This window comes from Stenotrophomonas sp. P2112, from assembly GCF_041897515.1.
Taxonomy (GTDB): Bacteria; Pseudomonadota; Gammaproteobacteria; order Xanthomonadales; family Xanthomonadaceae; genus Stenotrophomonas; species Stenotrophomonas sepilia.
In genome coordinates this window covers 2537616-2552978 of sequence record NZ_CP169216.1, presented here as the reverse complement: position 1 = coordinate 2552978, position 15363 = coordinate 2537616, and the positions used below count along the sequence as shown (strand labels likewise).

The 15363-nt window shown below is 67.7% G+C and carries 13 protein-coding genes; 8 read left to right on the top strand and 5 right to left on the bottom strand.

Annotated elements, in window-relative coordinates; translation table 11 throughout:
* Positions 1-281: 281 nt before the first annotated feature.
* Together ACEPA4_RS11850 and ACEPA4_RS11845 are read right to left on the bottom strand one after the other, a co-directional pair.
* Positions 282-935, bottom strand: a complete 654-nt coding sequence (locus tag ACEPA4_RS11850) for a response regulator transcription factor (RefSeq protein ID WP_065196123.1) — start codon at positions 933-935, stop codon at positions 282-284.
* Entirely contained in the window at positions 928-3957 is a 3030-nt protein-coding gene (locus ACEPA4_RS11845) for a sensor histidine kinase (RefSeq protein ID WP_164230004.1), read from the bottom strand. The genes ACEPA4_RS11850 and ACEPA4_RS11845 overlap by 8 nt, the downstream gene beginning before the upstream one ends.
* A 96-nt stretch (positions 3958-4053) precedes the next feature.
* Here ACEPA4_RS11845 and ACEPA4_RS11840 point away from each other — a divergent pair, with 96 nt between their 5' ends.
* From ACEPA4_RS11840 to ACEPA4_RS11810, 7 genes are all read left to right on the top strand, one after another.
* A complete protein-coding gene (locus ACEPA4_RS11840) occupies positions 4054-4386 on the top strand; it encodes a hypothetical protein (RefSeq protein ID WP_005417009.1) in 333 nt (110 codons plus the stop codon).
* 50 nt (positions 4387-4436) lie between these two features.
* Positions 4437-4880, top strand: a complete 444-nt coding sequence (locus ACEPA4_RS11835; protein WP_050562701.1) for a helix-turn-helix transcriptional regulator — start codon at positions 4437-4439, stop codon at positions 4878-4880.
* Positions 4877-5533 (top strand): hydrolase, encoded by a 657-nt coding sequence (locus ACEPA4_RS11830; protein ID WP_005417006.1) that lies wholly within the window; start codon positions 4877-4879, stop codon positions 5531-5533. Before ACEPA4_RS11835 ends, ACEPA4_RS11830 begins: the two co-directional genes overlap by 4 nt.
* 2 nt (positions 5534-5535) lie before the next feature.
* On the top strand, positions 5536-5961 hold the full coding sequence (locus ACEPA4_RS11825) for a DoxX family protein (RefSeq protein ID WP_065185735.1): 426 nt from the start codon (positions 5536-5538) through the stop codon (positions 5959-5961).
* A 119-nt stretch (positions 5962-6080) separates the two neighbouring features.
* Positions 6081-7928 (top strand): amidohydrolase, encoded by a 1848-nt coding sequence (locus ACEPA4_RS11820; protein ID WP_196769528.1) that lies wholly within the window; start codon positions 6081-6083, stop codon positions 7926-7928.
* Positions 7907-9190 carry an alginate export family protein gene (locus ACEPA4_RS11815; RefSeq protein WP_065185733.1) on the top strand — a complete coding sequence of 428 codons (1284 nt, stop codon included), beginning with the start codon at positions 7907-7909 and terminating at the stop codon, positions 9188-9190. The genes ACEPA4_RS11820 and ACEPA4_RS11815 overlap by 22 nt, the downstream gene beginning before the upstream one ends.
* Positions 9184-10833: an MFS transporter gene (locus tag ACEPA4_RS11810; RefSeq protein ID WP_005416997.1), complete on the top strand. Its 1650-nt coding sequence runs from the start codon at positions 9184-9186 to the stop codon at positions 10831-10833. The genes ACEPA4_RS11815 and ACEPA4_RS11810 overlap by 7 nt, the downstream gene beginning before the upstream one ends.
* A 102-nt stretch (positions 10834-10935) precedes the next feature.
* Here the strand turns inward: ACEPA4_RS11810 and ACEPA4_RS11805 are convergent, their stop codons facing one another.
* A complete protein-coding gene (locus tag ACEPA4_RS11805) occupies positions 10936-11760 on the bottom strand; it encodes an alpha/beta fold hydrolase (RefSeq protein ID WP_005416996.1) in 825 nt (274 codons plus the stop codon).
* Between the two features lie 186 nt (positions 11761-11946).
* Here ACEPA4_RS11805 and ACEPA4_RS11800 point away from each other — a divergent pair, with 186 nt between their 5' ends.
* Complete coding sequence (locus ACEPA4_RS11800; protein ID WP_374082862.1) at positions 11947-12333, top strand: hypothetical protein; 387 nt, start codon at positions 11947-11949, stop codon at positions 12331-12333.
* A 74-nt stretch (positions 12334-12407) separates the two neighbouring features.
* On the opposite strand, the gene ACEPA4_RS11795 is transcribed toward ACEPA4_RS11800, so the two are convergent.
* Together ACEPA4_RS11795 and ACEPA4_RS11790 are read right to left on the bottom strand one after the other, a co-directional pair.
* Positions 12408-13112, bottom strand: coding sequence for a DUF2968 domain-containing protein (locus ACEPA4_RS11795; protein WP_374082861.1), 705 nt, complete (start codon positions 13110-13112; stop codon positions 12408-12410).
* A gap of 99 nt (positions 13113-13211) precedes the next feature.
* Positions 13212-15362 (bottom strand): TadG family pilus assembly protein, encoded by a 2151-nt coding sequence (locus ACEPA4_RS11790; RefSeq protein WP_005416993.1) that lies wholly within the window; start codon positions 15360-15362, stop codon positions 13212-13214.
* Position 15363: the final 1 nt, after the last annotated feature.

Sequence of the window (15363 nt, the reverse complement as noted above, 5' to 3'; positions counted from 1 at the left end):
TGACCCCAGATTGATTTCGATATCTGAGAGAAGTGTCGACCAAGGTCGACGCCTACCGACAGCCGCAGGAATCTGTCAGAGGTGGGGCGGTGTCGGAGTGCGGGGTGTCAGCCGCATGGATGCGGCTGCCAAGCTTACAGGGACGTACTTGCAGCGTCCCCGCACTCCGACACCGCCGCGCCATCCCACGGAGAGCGCGCTTTTGATTTTGCTGTTGAAGTTGCCGGCCAGCGGCCGGCACTACCGCGGGTGCAGGGCTGCAAGCCCTGCCGGACAACCCCCTAATCGTGACCGCTGTCGTCCAGGCTGATGATGCCGCGCCGCAGCGCCTGGGTTACCGCATGCGTGCGATCACCCACGCCGAGCTTGTCCATCAGGCTTTTCATGTGCGCCTTCACCGTCTGCTCGGAAATCTGCATGCGCTCGCCGATGCGCTTGTTCGACAGCCCTCCGGCCACGTGCCGCAGTACCTCGGTCTCGCGCGGCGACAAGCGATCTTCCACTACATGCGCGGCGATGCTGGCCGCCACGGCCGGGGGAATCGGTGCGCGCCGGCCGCCGGCGACCATGCGGATGGTGTCGACCAGTTCATGGCGCAGCATGTCCTTCAGCAGGTACGCGCTGGCGCCGGCCTGCAGCGCCCGCACCGCACGTACGTCACCACGGTAGGTGGTCAGCACGATGATGCGCGCGCGCGGATCCATCGTGCGGATCCGCACGATGGCTTCCACACCATCCAGGCGTGGCATCTGCAGGTCCATCAGTACCACGTCTGGCTGCAGCTGCTGATAGCGCGCGATGGCTTCCTCGCCATCGGCGGCCTCGCCGAGCAGGCGCAGGTCGGAATGGGCGCCCAGCAGCGCAGCCAGGCCGTCACGCAGCAACGGGTGATCATCGACCACCAGTACGCCGATCGGGGTAGGCGATTCAGTCATGGCTCGTTCTACTCCAGGGCCAGCGCCAACGCGATGGGCGGCGGTGATACAGGCGACGGGCGGGAACCGCCAGCGCGATCTCGGTGCCCAGCCCGGGGCGGGTCCACAGCTGCAGTTCCGCGCCGAGGCGCTGGGCGCGCTCACGCATGCCCTGCAGGCCCCAATGGCCATGGCCGGCGTTCTCGTCGGCAATGCCGGCGCCGTCGTCGCGCACGTGCAGCAGGAAACAACGCGTGCCATAGGACAGTTCCACTTCAATGGCACTGGCATTGGCATGGCGCAACGCATTGCGGATGGCCTCGCGCCCGATCAGGAACACCTCTTCGGCCGCGTCGGCCTGCAGCGGTGGCGTCGCGCCTTCCACGGTCAGGCGCAGGGGATTGATGCCATGCCCGGCGTATTCGGCGTGCACGTCGGCCAGCGCCGAAGCGAGGTCGCGGCCCGCGAACGGCGCCTCGCGCAGCGCATTGACCCGCTCGCGACCCTCGGCCAGGTTGCGCTCGGCCAGCTGCATCGCTGACTCAAGCTGACTGCGCACAGGCTCCGGTGTCTGCGCTGACTGGCTGATCGCGTGCAGGCGCAGGATCAGGCCCTGGCTACCCTGCAGCAGGGTGTCGTGCAGGTCGCGCGCGATGCGTTCGCGCTCGCCGTTGCGTTCCTGCAGTCGGGCGCGGAACAGTGCGGCCAGCTGCCCGCTGCGGATGCGTACCGCCAGCACCAGCAGTGCAAGCACGGCGGCGGTGCACAGCAGCTTGAACCACACTGTCTGCATGAAGGTGGGAGCGATGCGGAAGCTGCGGCTGGCCGGTGCGGTGCTCCAGATGCCGTCCTCGTTGGCGGCTTCCACCTCGAACCGGTAGCTGCCGGGCGCGAGGTTGGTGTAGTACGCACGTGTGCTGCTGCCAGCGTCCTGCCAGCCGTCATCCACGCCCGACAGGCGGTAGCGGTAGCGGTTGCGCTCCGGACGTGCCAACGACAGCGCCACGTACTCAATCTGCAGCTGGCTGGTGCCGGCCGGGAGGCGCAGGCCATCGCGTAGCGGCGCGTGCTCGCTGCCATACAGCACCTCGCCGATGCGCACGCTGGGAGCCATCGTATTGACGTGCGAGCGGGTGGTGTCCAGCCAGGCCAGGCCCTGGTTGGTGGCCAGCCACAGCAGGCCGTCGTCGGCCAGGGCGGCGGTAGCGATCGGTCCGCTCTGCAGGGCGATGCCGGGCATGCCGTCGATGGCATCGAACAGGCGTGGCGTCACTGGCAGACCGGTGCGCAGGGCACGGCGCAGCAACCCGCTTTCCATCCGTACCAGGCCACGGCTGCCGTTTAGCCACAGGTGCCCATTGGCATCGGCGACCATGCCGGTGATGCCCTCCAGGACACCGGCCATGTCGGTGCGCACCGGAACGAACCGGCCGTTGTCCAGCCGTGCCGCCAGCCCCGCTTCGCCGGCGACCAGCAGAAGGTCCCGGTGGTGCAGCATCGCGGTGATCGGCCCTACCGACAGGCCGTTCCCGGCGTCGAAGGTCTCGGTGCCATTCGTACCCAGGCGGCGCAGGCGGCCATCGGCATAGCCGAGCAGCAGCTGGCCATCGGCATCCAGCGCCAGCGATGAGCAGGCCTGCTCTGGCAGGCGGATTTCACGTTGCCACTGGTCATGCTGGTAGTGCAGCACCCCGCGTTCTCCGGCGCAGACCCAGGCCTGTCCGTCATCGGGGAACAACAGGGCATGCAGCGGCTGCCCGGTGAACGGCGCCGGCAGCGGGATCAATGTGGTGTGGCCGGCGACCGTGCGCGCGAGGTTGACCCAGTCGAACTGCCAGATCGGCGTGGGTGCCTGCCGAGCGGCGGCCTGCAGCTGCGTGGCGCTGCCATCCAGCAGGGGGCGCCGCAGGTCGTAGGGCTTGAGGTCTTCGCCATAGCCATACACGCGGCCATCACTGGCCCGCACCAGCGAGCGGTACGGATCGCTTGGGCCGACCACCAGGGCGTGCACGCTGCGTGCGCGGAAGCGGTTGAGGCCGAGATTGGTGCCAATCCAGAGATTGCCTTCGCGATCGACGATGATCGGCACTGCCGATGTGGCGGTCAGTCCTTGCGGCGAATCGAAGCGTTCCATGCGCACGGCCCGGGTGCCGTCGAAGGTGATGCGGGCGACGCCGCCGTGCGGGCTCATCGTGGCCCACAGCGCGCCATCGGCAGTGAACTGCAGGCGCGCAGCAACCAGTTCCGGCAACCGCCGCGCCTCACGTTCGCTGTCTGCCAGCAGACCCTGCGCGTTGGCCAGCGGCGAGGTGCCTCTCACCCGGTCGGCCAGCCACACTTCACCCTGCGGGCTTTCGGCCAGCGTCGCCATCTGCGAGACCGCGATGCCGGTGTCCTCGAACGCGGTCTGGCCCGCCGCACGCATCCAGATCTTCAGGTCGGCCAGCACCCAGAACCTGCCCCGGCTGTCGTGCAGCACCCACTGCACACGGCGCTCTGGCAGGCCGGCAGCGGCCGGCAGTGGCTGCCAGCGATGTCCGTCAAAGCGGCGCAGCCCGCCATTGATCGCCGCCCAGAGCTGGCCCTGGCGATCCTGGCTGAAGCGTGGGACCACGCCGACCGGCACCCCCTGCTCGCGGCCGTAGCTGCGCAGCTGCCCATGCGTGAACTGGCTGATGCCGGCCTGGAAGTAGCCGATCCACAGCGCACCGCCGGCGGCATGCGCCAGCGTGACCATGTTGGTGGACGGGAACTGGCTGCCGGCGGGCGCTGCCTGCCGTTCGAAGCGACGGCCATCGAAGCGGTACAGGCCCGAGCCGGTAGCCAGCCACAACAGGCCCTCACGGTCCTGGGCAATGTCCCAGATATCGCCCGGCGCGCCCTGGCCGACGCGCCAGGCGGTGTGTTCGTAATCGGGCAGCCCGCCGCTCACCGGCGGGCGCTGCACGGCAAAGGCGGGCAGGGAGGTCAACAGGAGCAGGCACGTCAGCAGCGTCGGCAGGCGACGCACGGACGGGAAGGGGCGGCCACGCATGGCGCGCATTCTGGCAGGTGTGGGGAAGTCCGGGGTGACCCGAACGGGGTAGGCGGCGTGCGCCGGCGTCGGCTATCACGCCGGCATGCCCTCCGGAGCCCCGCCATGCAGCGCCTGTTCGTGATGTTCCCCGACCGCGGTCCGGGCATCGGCCTGCTGTGGTTGCGGTTGTGCCTGTCCGCTGCGCTGTTCACGCCCGGCATGCAGGCGGGCGGGTGGTCGGCGTTGTGCCTGCTGGCAGTGCTGATGCTCGTGCTGGGTGCGTTGACGCCGTTGGCGGCGCTGATGGCGGCCGTGGGCATGTTCGCGCAGCAGGCGCCGTGGCCGCAGGCGGTGCTGCCATTGGCGCTGTTGATGCTGGGCCCTGGCGCCTATTCATTGGATGCGCGGTTGTTCGGGCGCCGCCTGCTCGGCCGTCGGCCTCCCCCATTCGGGTAGGTGCTGGCCTCGACCGACGGGGGTGGGGCATCACGCAGGGGTCACGCACCATGGGGCACCCCTTCGCGGCGTCCCGCATGGCCACCCTCTTCCCGCCTGATCCGCCCGCCGCTTCACTGGCACCGCAACAGGCCGCCGCGTTGCAGCGCGCCCTGCGCTATGTCGATGAGCATCTGTCGCAGCCGCTGCGGGTGACCGAGCTGGCGGCGGCCGCCTGCGTCAGCCGCTTCCATCTGGTACGCCTGTTCCGCGCCGGTACCGGCGCCAGCCCGCTGCGCTATGTCCGCCGCCGTCGCATCGAGCGCGCGCGCCAGCTGCTGCCGGGCGCGCAGCTGCCGATGGCCTGCCTGGCCCAGCAGCTGGGCTTCTTCGACCAGAGCCATTTCGTCCGCAGCTTCCGCGCGGAGACCGGCTGCAGCCCCGGCCAGTACGTTGCCGGCGATGCCGCCCTGTTGCATCCCCTTGATCGTGTTTCCAACGGAGTCCACCCATGAGCCTTGCCACCGCCACTCCCGCCCCGGCGCTGCTGTCGCCGACCGACCACGCCCTGGTGCTGATCGACTTCCAGTCGCAGATGGCGTTCGCCACCCACACCATCGACATTTCCGCGCTGCGCAACAACGTGTCGCTGATCGGCAAGGGCGCCAAGGGCTTCAATGTACCGGTCGTGCTGACCACGGTCGCCGAGGCATCGTTCTCCGGGCCGATGTTCCCGGAACTGCCGCAGATCTTTCCGGGCCAGACGGTGTTCGATCGCACCTCGATGAACACCTGGGAAGACCAGCCTGTGATCGATGAGATCAACCGCATCGGCAAGCGCCGTCTGGTCATCGCCGGCCTGTGGACCAGCGTCTGCATCGTCGGCCCGGCACTGTCGGCGCTGGCGCAGGGCTTTGAGGTGTATGTGATCACCGATGCCTGTGGCGATGTCAGCGAGGAAGCGCACGAGCGTGCGATCACCCGCATGGTGCAGGCCGGCGCGGTGCCGATGACCAGCGTGCAGTACCTGCTCGAACTGCAGCGCGACTGGGCACGGGGTGAAACCTACGACCTGACCACCGGCATTGCGCGCGATCACGCTGGCGGCTACGGCATCGGCATCCAGTACGCCAAGCGGATGTTCGGTGCGCAGGAAGGCGGGCACTGAGCATGGTTGCCGGCCATGGCCTCGACCTGGCCCTGCTGATGCTGCGCGTGGCGGCAGGAGGCTTCCTGCTGCCGCACGCGCTGGGCAAGCTGTTCGGCTGGTTCGGGGGGCCGGGGCTTTCCGGCTTCGCCACCGAGCTGCGCGGTTTCGGGCTGCCGGCAGTGGCACCGTTGCCATTGCTGTTGGCCTTGCTGCAGGTGTTGTCCGGGCTGGCCGTGCTGCTGGGGTGGCAGACCCGCATCGCCGCGCTTGCGGCGGCTGCCTTCATCGGCTTCACCGTGCTGTTGGCCCTGCCCAAGGGCTGGTTCTGGATGCGCGGCGGCAGTGAGTACCCGTTGATGTGGACCACGGTGCTGCTGGCCCTCGCGCTGGCCGGCCCCGGCGCCTGGGCGCTGGACGGCCAACGCCTTCCGGGAGAATTCGCATGAGTCACGATCCCCTCGATCACGGCCGCCGCAACGTGGTGCTGGCCAGCGGCGCCGCTGTTGCGCTCGGCCTGGCAGGTCGCGCCGGTGCCGCACTCGATTCCACTTCCAAGGAACGTCGCATGAGCACGCTGGTCATCCGCAATGCCCGCATTACCACCCTCGACCCGCAGCAGCCGCATGCGCAGGCGCTGGCTGTACAGGAAGGCCGCATCGTGGCCGTCGGCAGCGACGAGGAGATCATGCGCGGCTGGGGCAATGAAGCGACCTTGATCGACGCCCAGGGCCGGCGCCTGCTGCCCGGCCTCAACGACAGCCACACCCACCTGATCCGTGGTGGCCTGAACTACAACCTGGAACTGCGCTGGGACGGCCTGCGTTCGCTGGGCGATGCCCTGGACATGCTGAAGGTCCAGGTAGACCGTACTCCCGCGCCGCAGTGGGTCCGCGTGGTCGGTGGCTTTACCGCCGCGCAGTTCAACGAGAAGCGCCTGCCGACGCTGCAGGAGCTCAACGACATCTCACCGGATACGCCGGTGTTCCTGCTGCACCTGTATGACCGCGCACTGCTCAACCGCGCCGCGCTGCGCGCCTGCGGCTACAGCAAGGACACGCCGGATCCGCCGGGTGGCCAGATCGTGCGTGATTCGCTGGGCAACCCGACCGGGCTGCTGCTGGCCAAGCCCAATGCGCTGATCCTGTACGCCACGCTGGCCAAGGGCCCGCGCCTGCCGATCGAATACCAGGCCAACTCGACGCGCCATTTCATGCGCGAACTGAACCGGCTTGGCATCACTTCGGTGATCGACGCCGGCGGTGGCTTCCAGAACTACCCCGAGGACTACCAGGTCATCGAGCAGCTGCATCGCGATGACCAGCTGACGGTGCGCATCGCCTACAACCTGTTCACCCAGAACAAGGGCAGGGAAGTGCATGACTTCCGTGGCTGGAGCGAGATCCTGCAGCCGCGCCAGGGCGATGACCTGCTGCGCCACAACGGCGCGGGCGAGATGCTGGTGTTCTCCGCCGCCGACTTCGAACTGTTCAACGAGCCGCGCCCGGAACTGCCGCCGGAGCTGGAGCCCGAACTGCACGACGTGGTGAAGCTGCTGGTCGAGAAGCGCTGGCCGTTCCGCATCCACGCCACCTACGACGAGAGCATCACCCGCATCCTGGATGTATACGAACAGGTCAACCGCGAGGTGCCGTTCGATGGCCTGCACTGGTTCATTGACCACGCCGAGACCATCACTCCGCGCAATATCGAGCGCATCCGCGCGCTGGGTGGGGGTATCGCCGTGCAGCACCGCATGGCCTACCAGGGCGAAGCCTTCGTCGAGCGCTACGGCGTGCAGGCGGCACGGCACACGCCGCCGGTCAAGCGCATGTTGGCCGAGGGCGTGCCGGTGGGCGGAGGCACCGACGCCACCCGCGTGGCCAGCTACAACCCGTGGGTGGCGTTGTCCTGGCTGGTGACCGGGCGCACCGTGGGTGGGTTGGCCCTGTATGGCGAGGAAAACCTGCTCGAACGCGAGCAGGCGCTGCGCCTGTGGACCCAGGGCAGCGCCTGGTTCTCCGGCGACGAAGCAGTGAAGGGAACATTGAAGGCTGGTCAGCTGGCCGACTTCATCCTGCTCTCGGCCGATTTCTTCCGCGTCGACGACGCGCAGATCGCCGACATCACCAGCATGCTGACCGTGGTCGGCGGGCGCATCGTGCACGCCGACGGCGATTATGCTGGGCTGGCGCCGCAGCTGCCGCCGGCGATGCCGGACTGGTCGCCGGTCAACCGGTTCGGTGGTTACCACGTTGGTGGTGCCGCCACCGGATTGGCCGCCGCCCATCGCCACCATCACGGTGTGGCCTGCAGTACGCATGGTGCTCACGGTCATGCCGCGCATCACGCGGCGCCGACCGATGACCTGGCCGGGTTCTGGGGCGCGATGGGATGCTCGTGCTTCGCGTTCTGAGCCTGGCGCTGCTGTCCGTGCCCTCGCTGGCACTGGCCTGCGAGGGCGGCCGCTGCAGCGACGCGGGCAACGGCGAGCTGCAGCTGGACGCATCGCTGCGCCTGCGTGGCCTGTACTACGACCCGACCCGGTTTGGTATCGGCGGCAGCGAAGATGGCTATGGCCTGCTGCGCGCACTGGCTTCGGCCACCTATGTGGAGGACACCTGGCAGGCAAAACTGCAGCTGGGCGTGCATGCCGAGAATGGCAAGGCAGGCGGCCCGGGCCGCACCGACCGTGGTGCCTTGGACGTGCAGCAGGCGTACTGGCGCTGGCAGCGCGGTGGCTTCCATGTGCAGCTCGGCCGGCAGGAAGCCGGCTATGGCAGCTCGCGGCTGTTGTCGGTACGCGATGGGCCGAACATCCGCCTGGCCTTCGATGGTGCGCGCCTGGGCTGGAAGGGGCGGCTCGGCACGCTTGACCTGATGGCCCTGCGGCCGGTCGAGAACCGGCCGGGTGCCTTTGATGATCGCAGCGAACACAGTGCGCACCTGTGGGGTGCCTATGCCACCGCGGCACGCGGTCAGGGCGTGGGACAGTGGGATCTGTACCTGCTGGACTATCGTCGCGACGGTGCGCGCTTTGCGGCGGGCTCGGGAACCGAGCGCCGGCAGACACTCGGTGCGCGCTGGTTCGGCCAGTCAGGTCTGCTGGACTGGAACAGTGAGCTGGTGGCGCAGGGCGGTGAACTGCGTGCCGCCACCGGCCCACTCGACGTCCGTGCCTGGACGCTGGCGACCGACACGGGTTGGCGCTGGAGGGAGCGGCCACTGCAACCGCGGCTGGGGCTGAAGGCCGACATCGCCAGTGGCGATGGCAACCTGCACGACCGGCGACTGGGCACCTTCAATGCACTGTTCCCGAAATCGGCCTACTTCAGCGAGGCCAGCCTGCTGGCCCCGGCCAATCTGATGGACCTGCAGCCGACCCTGACCCTGCGCCTGCACGACGCGGTGACGACGGAACTGGGCGTACAGATGGCCTGGAAGCATCGTCGTGCCGATGCGGTCTACACCACGCCGGCGCCGCTGGTGGCGTTGCCGGGCAGCGCCGGTGGCGCGCGCCGCATCGGCACCCAGTACAAATCCGAAACCCGCTGGCAGGCCAGCGAACACTGGCAATGGCAGCTGCAGCTGGCCTGGGTCGACGCCGGTCCTGCACTGAAGCAGGCTGGAGGCCAGGACACGCTGTTCGCCTCGATCGTTGGAGCATGGCAATGGTGAACGCAACCGCGTCGCAACCCCCCGTACAGGACGCAGGTGCCTGGTCCCCGCTGAAGATCCAGATGTTCCGTTCGATCTGGCTGGCGATCCTGGCCAGCAACATCGGCACCTGGGTCAATGATGTGGCCGCCGCCTGGGTCATGGCCGAGCGCACCGGTTCGCCGCTGATGGTGGCCCTGGTGCAGTCGGCCACGACGGTGCCGATCGTGCTGCTGGCGCTCGCTGCCGGCACCCTGGCCGACATTGTCGATCGTCGGAAGTACCTGTTGGCGACCCAGGGCTGGATGCTGCTGGTGGCCGCAGCGATGGCTGCGTTGACCGCGATGGACCTGCTGACCCCGCAGTTGCTGGTGCTGCTGACCTTCTGCATGGGCTGCGGTGCGGCGATGGCAATGCCCGCGCAGGCCGCCATCGTCTCCGAACTGGTGCCACAGCCGATGCTGGCCTCGGCGGTGGCGCTGAACTCGATCGGCATCAATATCGCCCGTTCGATCGGCCCGGCCATCGGCGGCGTGATCGTCGCCCAGCTGGGTGCGGTCTGGGCGTTCGGCTTCAATGCCATCACCTTCGCCGCGATGCTGTTCGTGGTGTGGGGCTGGAAGCGCGACCCAAAGCAGTCGAGCTTGCCGCCGGAAGGCTTCGGTGCCGGATTGAAGGCGGGCCTGCGCTACGCGAGCCGTGCCGGACGGCTGCAGGCGGTGCTGATCAAGTCGGTCGGCTTCTTCTTCTTCGCCGCGGCAATGAACGCGCTGTTGCCGGTGGTAGTGCGTGGGCAGATGCAGGGTGGGGCGGGGCAGTACGGCATGCTGCTGGGCTGCATCGGCATCGGCGCAGTGGGTGGTGCGTTGCTGCTGCCGAAGCTGCGCGCACGGATGGATCGCGACCTGCTGGTGCTGCTGGCGACGTTGTCGCTGGCCCTGAGCCTGGTCGGGCTGGCGCTGACCCGCAGCTGGTACGTGCTTCCGGCGGTGATGCTGGTCAATGGTCTTGCGTGGATCACCGTGCTGTCGTCGCTGCAGATCGCTGCGCAGACTGCGGTTCCGGCATGGGTACGTGCGCGTGCGCTGGCGCTGTACATCATGGTGTTCTCTGCCGGCATGGCCGCCGGCGGCCTGAGCTGGGGCGCGCTCGCTCAGCGCACCTCGCCCGAACTGGCATTGCTGGTGGCAGCGGCCGGTGCGGTGATCGGTGGGTTGCTGGTGTGGCGCGTGCGCATCGCCGGCACCGAAGACCTGAACCTGCGCCCGGCCGGGCACTGGCCGGCACCCGAGCTGTCGGTGCCGGTGTCGAACGATCGAGGCCCGGTGCTGGTCACCATCGAGTACCGCATCGATGATGCTGATCGTGCCACGTTCCAGGCGCAGATGCGCGCGCTGGGCACGATCCGCCGCCGCGATGGCGCCGTGGTCTGGGGCGTGGTCGAGGACGTGGCCAGCCCGGGCATCCACCTGGAGTATTTCGTGACCCCGTCGTGGCTGGAGCACCTGCGCCAGCATGAGCGCATCACCGCCGACGACAAGGCGATCCAGGAAGTGCTGCGGGAACTGCATCGCGGTGAGCGCGCACCGGTGGTACGCCACTTCGTGGGTGGCCATGATCCGCTGCCGAAGACCGGGGTACCACACCATCACAGCGATATCTGACACAAAAAGGGGACGGAGGGGATTAAGTCGTTTGTGCACAAACGACTTAATCCCCTCCGTCCCCTTTTTTGCGGCGGCGCTGGGTAGCGCCGCCGCGATACCTCACTTGCGTGCGAACGCCAGCAGGTCGGCGTTGAACTGGTCGGCGTGGGTGATGGTCAGGCCATGCGGCGCACCGGCGTACACCTTCAGTTCGGCATCCTTGATGATCTGCGAGGACAGCTTGGCCGAGGCATCGAACGGCACGATCTGGTCGTCATCGCCGTGCACGACCAGCGCCGGCACGTCGATCTTCTTCAGGTCCTCGGTGTAGTCCACTTCCGAGAATTCGTGCACGCAGTCGTACTGGCCCTTGACGCCACCGAGCATGCCCTGCAGCCAGAACGCATCGCGCATGCCCTGGGTGACGTTGTTGCCATCCCGGTTGGCGCCGAAGAACGGGGTGGTCAGGTCCTTGAAGAACTGCGAACGGTCGCCGCCGGTGCCCTTGCGGATGCCGTCGAAGACCTCCAGCGGGGTGCCGGCGGGGTTGCCAGCGGTCTTCAGCATCAGCGGTGGCACGGCGCCGACCAGCACCACCTTGGCCACGCGCGCGCTGCCGTGGCGGCCGATGTAATGGGCCACTTCACCGCCGCCGGTGGAATGGCCGACCAGGATCGCGTCCTTCAGGTCCAGCGCTTCGATCACCGCGGCCAGGTCATCGGCATAGGTGTCCATGTTGTTGCCGTTCCAGGTCTGGCTGGAGCGTCCGTGGCTGCGGCGATCGTGGGCGACCACGCGGAAGCCGTTCTGGCCCATGAACAGCATCTGCGGATCCCAGGCATCGCAAGACAGCGGCCAACCGTGGGCGAACACGATCGGCTGGCCGGTGCCCCAATCCTTGTAGAAGATGCGGGCGCCATCGGCGACGGTGACGAAGTTGCTCATTGCAGGTTCCTTGGCGGAAGGGAGGGAAGGCTTCGGCAGGATGCCGGTGCCTTCGGCAGTACAGCGCAGGCGCAGGCGACCGACTTGCACGGCTGTGCTGGATTGCATCGGATGTGACGCGTATCGCTCTGGCAGGACGGGAGCCGTATGCCGAGGATGAGCGCAGCCCGCCACAGGAACGCACGGATGCCCGCCATGCGATGGTCGCTGATGCTGTGCCTGCTGCTGCCCATGGCAGCGCCGGCACAGACCCATGTCTACAAGTGCGTGGATGGACCGCACCCGGTCTACCAGCAGACACCCTGCCAGGGGCGTGCCGCATGGCGCTGGGACGTGCCCGCGGAGCAGTCATTGTCCCGCGGCGCTATGGCGCCAGCGGCCTCGACACCGAAGCCAACGCCGCGGCCACGGCGTGCGGCGCGGGCGCACGGTGCGCTGATCACGATCAGCACGGATGCGGCAGCCTGCGAGCGTGCCCGGCGTGATCGTGAGAAGGCGTTGCTCAAGCGTCGGCGCCTGGATTTCGTGCAGCGCCGGCAGCTGGATGACGCGGTCTACGACGCCTGCCAGTGATGCGGGACGCTGAAGTGTCGAAAACGACAACGGCGCCATAGGGCGCCGTCGCGTGAGTACCGTGAGTGCAGCTCTCAGCGACCGTCGCTTGCGGCGGCCGGTGCGGGCACACTGTCCGGCTTGGGCAGGCTCAACTCCGGGTTGCCCTGTTCGGCCTGCAGGATCTGGATGCGGCGCTGCAGGGCGTCCAGCTGGCTGTTGGTGCTCTGCACGTCGGTGCTGAGGCTCACGGCCTGCTGCTGGGCCTGCTGCAGGGCCGCGCTGACCTGTGCCGACTGCGCCTGCTGCTGTTCCATTTCCTGCTGCAGGGTGCGCAGGCGTTCTTCGTTGTAGGCCACCAGGCGCTCGGTGTAGCGCTTGCCGGCTTCAAGACGGGTGGTGTCGATGTAGACCTGGGCGAGCTGTTCGGACTGCTGCGCGAAGGTGCGGTAGACGCGCTCGGCGTTGTCCACCGCATCGGTCTTGATCACCCGCCAGAAGTTCTTCTCCTGGAACAGGGCGACGTAGTAGGTCAGGGTGTTGGCATTGAACAGCAGGCTGGCGCCGTAGTTGCCGTTGTAAGTGGTGCGCAGCTCGGTCAGCTGGCGCGAGTCCATCAACTGCTTGAGTTCGTCCACGGTATTGCGCACCACAGGCGCGCTGCGCGCCGGTTCGGCTGCCACCTCGCGGTCGCCACGTGCAGCCATCGCTGCCGGTGCCACCAGCATCATGACCACGGCCAGCACTGCCGCGCTGCGCGCGTGCCGGGCAAAGACCGCGCCCCCTGAAGTTTCTCGCATGTCTAGACCATCCACGGATGAGTGTGGGTTGAGATGAAGGTGGTTCCCCGCCGGGAGTCTAGCATGGGTGTGGGCGCCGCCAAGGGCGCCCGTCACCGGTCAGTAGACCAGCTGTGCGGCGCTGCACTGGATCGACTGCACATTGACGTCGGTCCGGCCCAGTTCAACGCCCAGCACGCTGGCCAGCAGGTTGGTCAGCAGGGTGCCAATACTGTTGAGCACCGGCCGCAGTGCGGCCAGGATCGGCTTCAGCAGGGTGCACAGCAGTCCGCTGCAGCTGACGCTGCCATCGGGGTTGGTGACACCCGTTCCCCCGGCACCATCGAGAAAGCCGGCCGGTGCGGTCTGGATGTAGGACGCCAGATTGTTGCGCACGCAGCCGTTGTAATCGATCAGGTTGCCGAGCAGGCTGTCGCAGCGGTTGATCAGCAGGCCGCCGACCAGCGAGCCGAGCAGGCCATCGAGCAGGCCCAGGCCCTGGCCGGTGACGGTCGTCCTGTAACCGGTCCACACCGAACCGTCTTCCCAGCAGGTGGTCAGGCCCAGCAGGCAAGGCTTGGGGACGCCATTCTTCACCGTCCAGTTGCCCAGCGGGGCGAGATTGCGCGCCGGATCGCCATCGCGCAGCAGCGGGATGACCTGGTCGACGTTGTAGCGTCCGCCAGTCGGAAAGGCCGCCTGCAGGTAGCGATCGGCCAGCGCCTTGGCGGTGTCGTTGGCGTTCATGCCCTGCTTGGGCGAATTGAGCATGCCCGACAGCACCCGTAGCAGTTCGTTGACCAGGCTCGACACTGCGTCACCAATTGCGAGCGGATTGAACCGGGTCGAGCCGGTCTCGCCGGCGGCCAGGGTCAGGGTCTGCGTGCTGGTCAGGGCGGGCAGGGTAATCCTGTCGTTGATCAATGGTTGGCCCAGCAGCTTCAGCAGCTGTTCGTCCTGCAGCGTGGCATCGCAGACATTGGCCTTGGAGAAGCGCTGTGCGGGGTCGACATTGCCGACGCAGGCGCGCAGCACCGACGAGTCCACCTGGATCGTGGCCTTGGGTGGACTGCCGCCGCACTGGATGCCGGTCAAGGTGCCCATACCGTTGGCCACGTCGACGTGCAACGGCAGGTGCAGGCGCGTGCCAAGCAGGTTCAGCAGCGGCCCCAGCGCGAACAGGTTGTTGCTGTCCACGTCCGCCATCAGCCGCACCTGCGCGTTGTAGGCACGGCTGCCGACGCCGCCGATGGCGATCGATGGCGGCTCGACCACGCCGGCCTGGATCCTGATGCCCAGCAGGTCCAGTCCCTTGACCGCCACGCCGTTGCCATCGTTGGCGATGGAGATCGCGGTGTTGATCAGGTTGAGCACGTTGATCTGTGACTCCAGTGCGCTGCCGACCGTGCCGTCGGGCGAGACAACTTCGGCAAATAGGCCACCGCCGCCGGACTGGCTGCCAAGCACGATGTTGAGCTTGTTGATGTCCAGCTGGGTGGCAACCAGATCGGACAGCGCGCGCAGCTGCACCCCCACTGCGGAGTCACGGCCGACTACGGTGGCGGTAGCATCGACCAGCTGTGCCAGCGAAATCTTGTTGACCGACAGCAGGCGATTGAAGTCGGCCACGCTGAGGTTGGCGCTTACCGGTATGTTGAGCGCTTTCAGCAGGCCGGACGGAGTCACGTTGGCCTGCGCCAGGCCGTCATAGGACAGCACCGTGGCATTGGTGACGTCCAGGCCAACCAGGCGCAGGGTGGACAGCAGCACTGAATCGCCATTGGTCCGCAGCAGCTGCGAGCCGACCGCAAACACCGCGGTGGGTTCGGCACGGCGCGCCACGGCCTGCACGCTCACGGTGGGCAGGCTGGAAGTCTGACCGAAGAAGGGCAGCACGCTGCGCTCGGCGATCACCTGAACCGCATTGCGGGGATTGCTGGCATCGACGCTGGTGACGAAGCGGGTGCCGGTGCCACGGCTGGCGCTCCAGTTGCCGCAGCGGATCTGCAGGGTGCCTGCGAACCCGTTCTGGACCACCGCATTCTGCCGGGCAGCGCTGTTGTCGCTGTTGTCCGGGCTGCACAGCTCCAGCCGCTGTGCGCCGGCCAGTGCGGCAAGGTCGGCCACCTTCTGCGCGTCACGCTTGGCCCAGAACAGATAGCCGATCTCGATCAGGCCCAGCATGGCCACCAGCGCCAGCATGACCAGCATCATCGTGACCGACATGCCGCCGCGTGCGCGGCTGAAACTGAACTGTCGTGGGCGTTTCATG

Excerpts from the sequence above, each read along its gene's own strand:
- ACEPA4_RS11850 (WP_065196123.1), bottom strand. The coding sequence starts at position 935 with ATGACTGAATCGCCTACCCCGATCGGCGTACTGGTGGTCGATGATCAC.
- ACEPA4_RS11845 (WP_164230004.1), bottom strand. The coding sequence starts at position 3,957 with ATGCGCGCCATGCGTGGCCGCCCCTTCCCGTCCGTGCGTCGCCTGCCG.
- ACEPA4_RS11840 (WP_005417009.1), top strand. The coding sequence starts at position 4,054 with ATGCAGCGCCTGTTCGTGATGTTCCCCGACCGCGGTCCGGGCATCGGC.
- ACEPA4_RS11835 (WP_050562701.1), top strand. The coding sequence starts at position 4,437 with ATGGGGCACCCCTTCGCGGCGTCCCGCATGGCCACCCTCTTCCCGCCT.
- ACEPA4_RS11830 (WP_005417006.1), top strand. The coding sequence starts at position 4,877 with ATGAGCCTTGCCACCGCCACTCCCGCCCCGGCGCTGCTGTCGCCGACC.
- ACEPA4_RS11825 (WP_065185735.1), top strand. The coding sequence starts at position 5,536 with ATGGTTGCCGGCCATGGCCTCGACCTGGCCCTGCTGATGCTGCGCGTG.
- ACEPA4_RS11820 (WP_196769528.1), top strand. The coding sequence starts at position 6,081 with ATGAGCACGCTGGTCATCCGCAATGCCCGCATTACCACCCTCGACCCG.
- ACEPA4_RS11815 (WP_065185733.1), top strand. The coding sequence starts at position 7,907 with ATGCTCGTGCTTCGCGTTCTGAGCCTGGCGCTGCTGTCCGTGCCCTCG.
- ACEPA4_RS11810 (WP_005416997.1), top strand. The coding sequence starts at position 9,184 with ATGGTGAACGCAACCGCGTCGCAACCCCCCGTACAGGACGCAGGTGCC.
- ACEPA4_RS11805 (WP_005416996.1), bottom strand. The coding sequence starts at position 11,760 with ATGAGCAACTTCGTCACCGTCGCCGATGGCGCCCGCATCTTCTACAAG.
- ACEPA4_RS11800 (WP_374082862.1), top strand. The coding sequence starts at position 11,947 with ATGCCCGCCATGCGATGGTCGCTGATGCTGTGCCTGCTGCTGCCCATG.
- ACEPA4_RS11795 (WP_374082861.1), bottom strand. The coding sequence starts at position 13,112 with ATGCGAGAAACTTCAGGGGGCGCGGTCTTTGCCCGGCACGCGCGCAGC.
- ACEPA4_RS11790 (WP_005416993.1), bottom strand. The coding sequence starts at position 15,362 with ATGAAACGCCCACGACAGTTCAGTTTCAGCCGCGCACGCGGCGGCATG.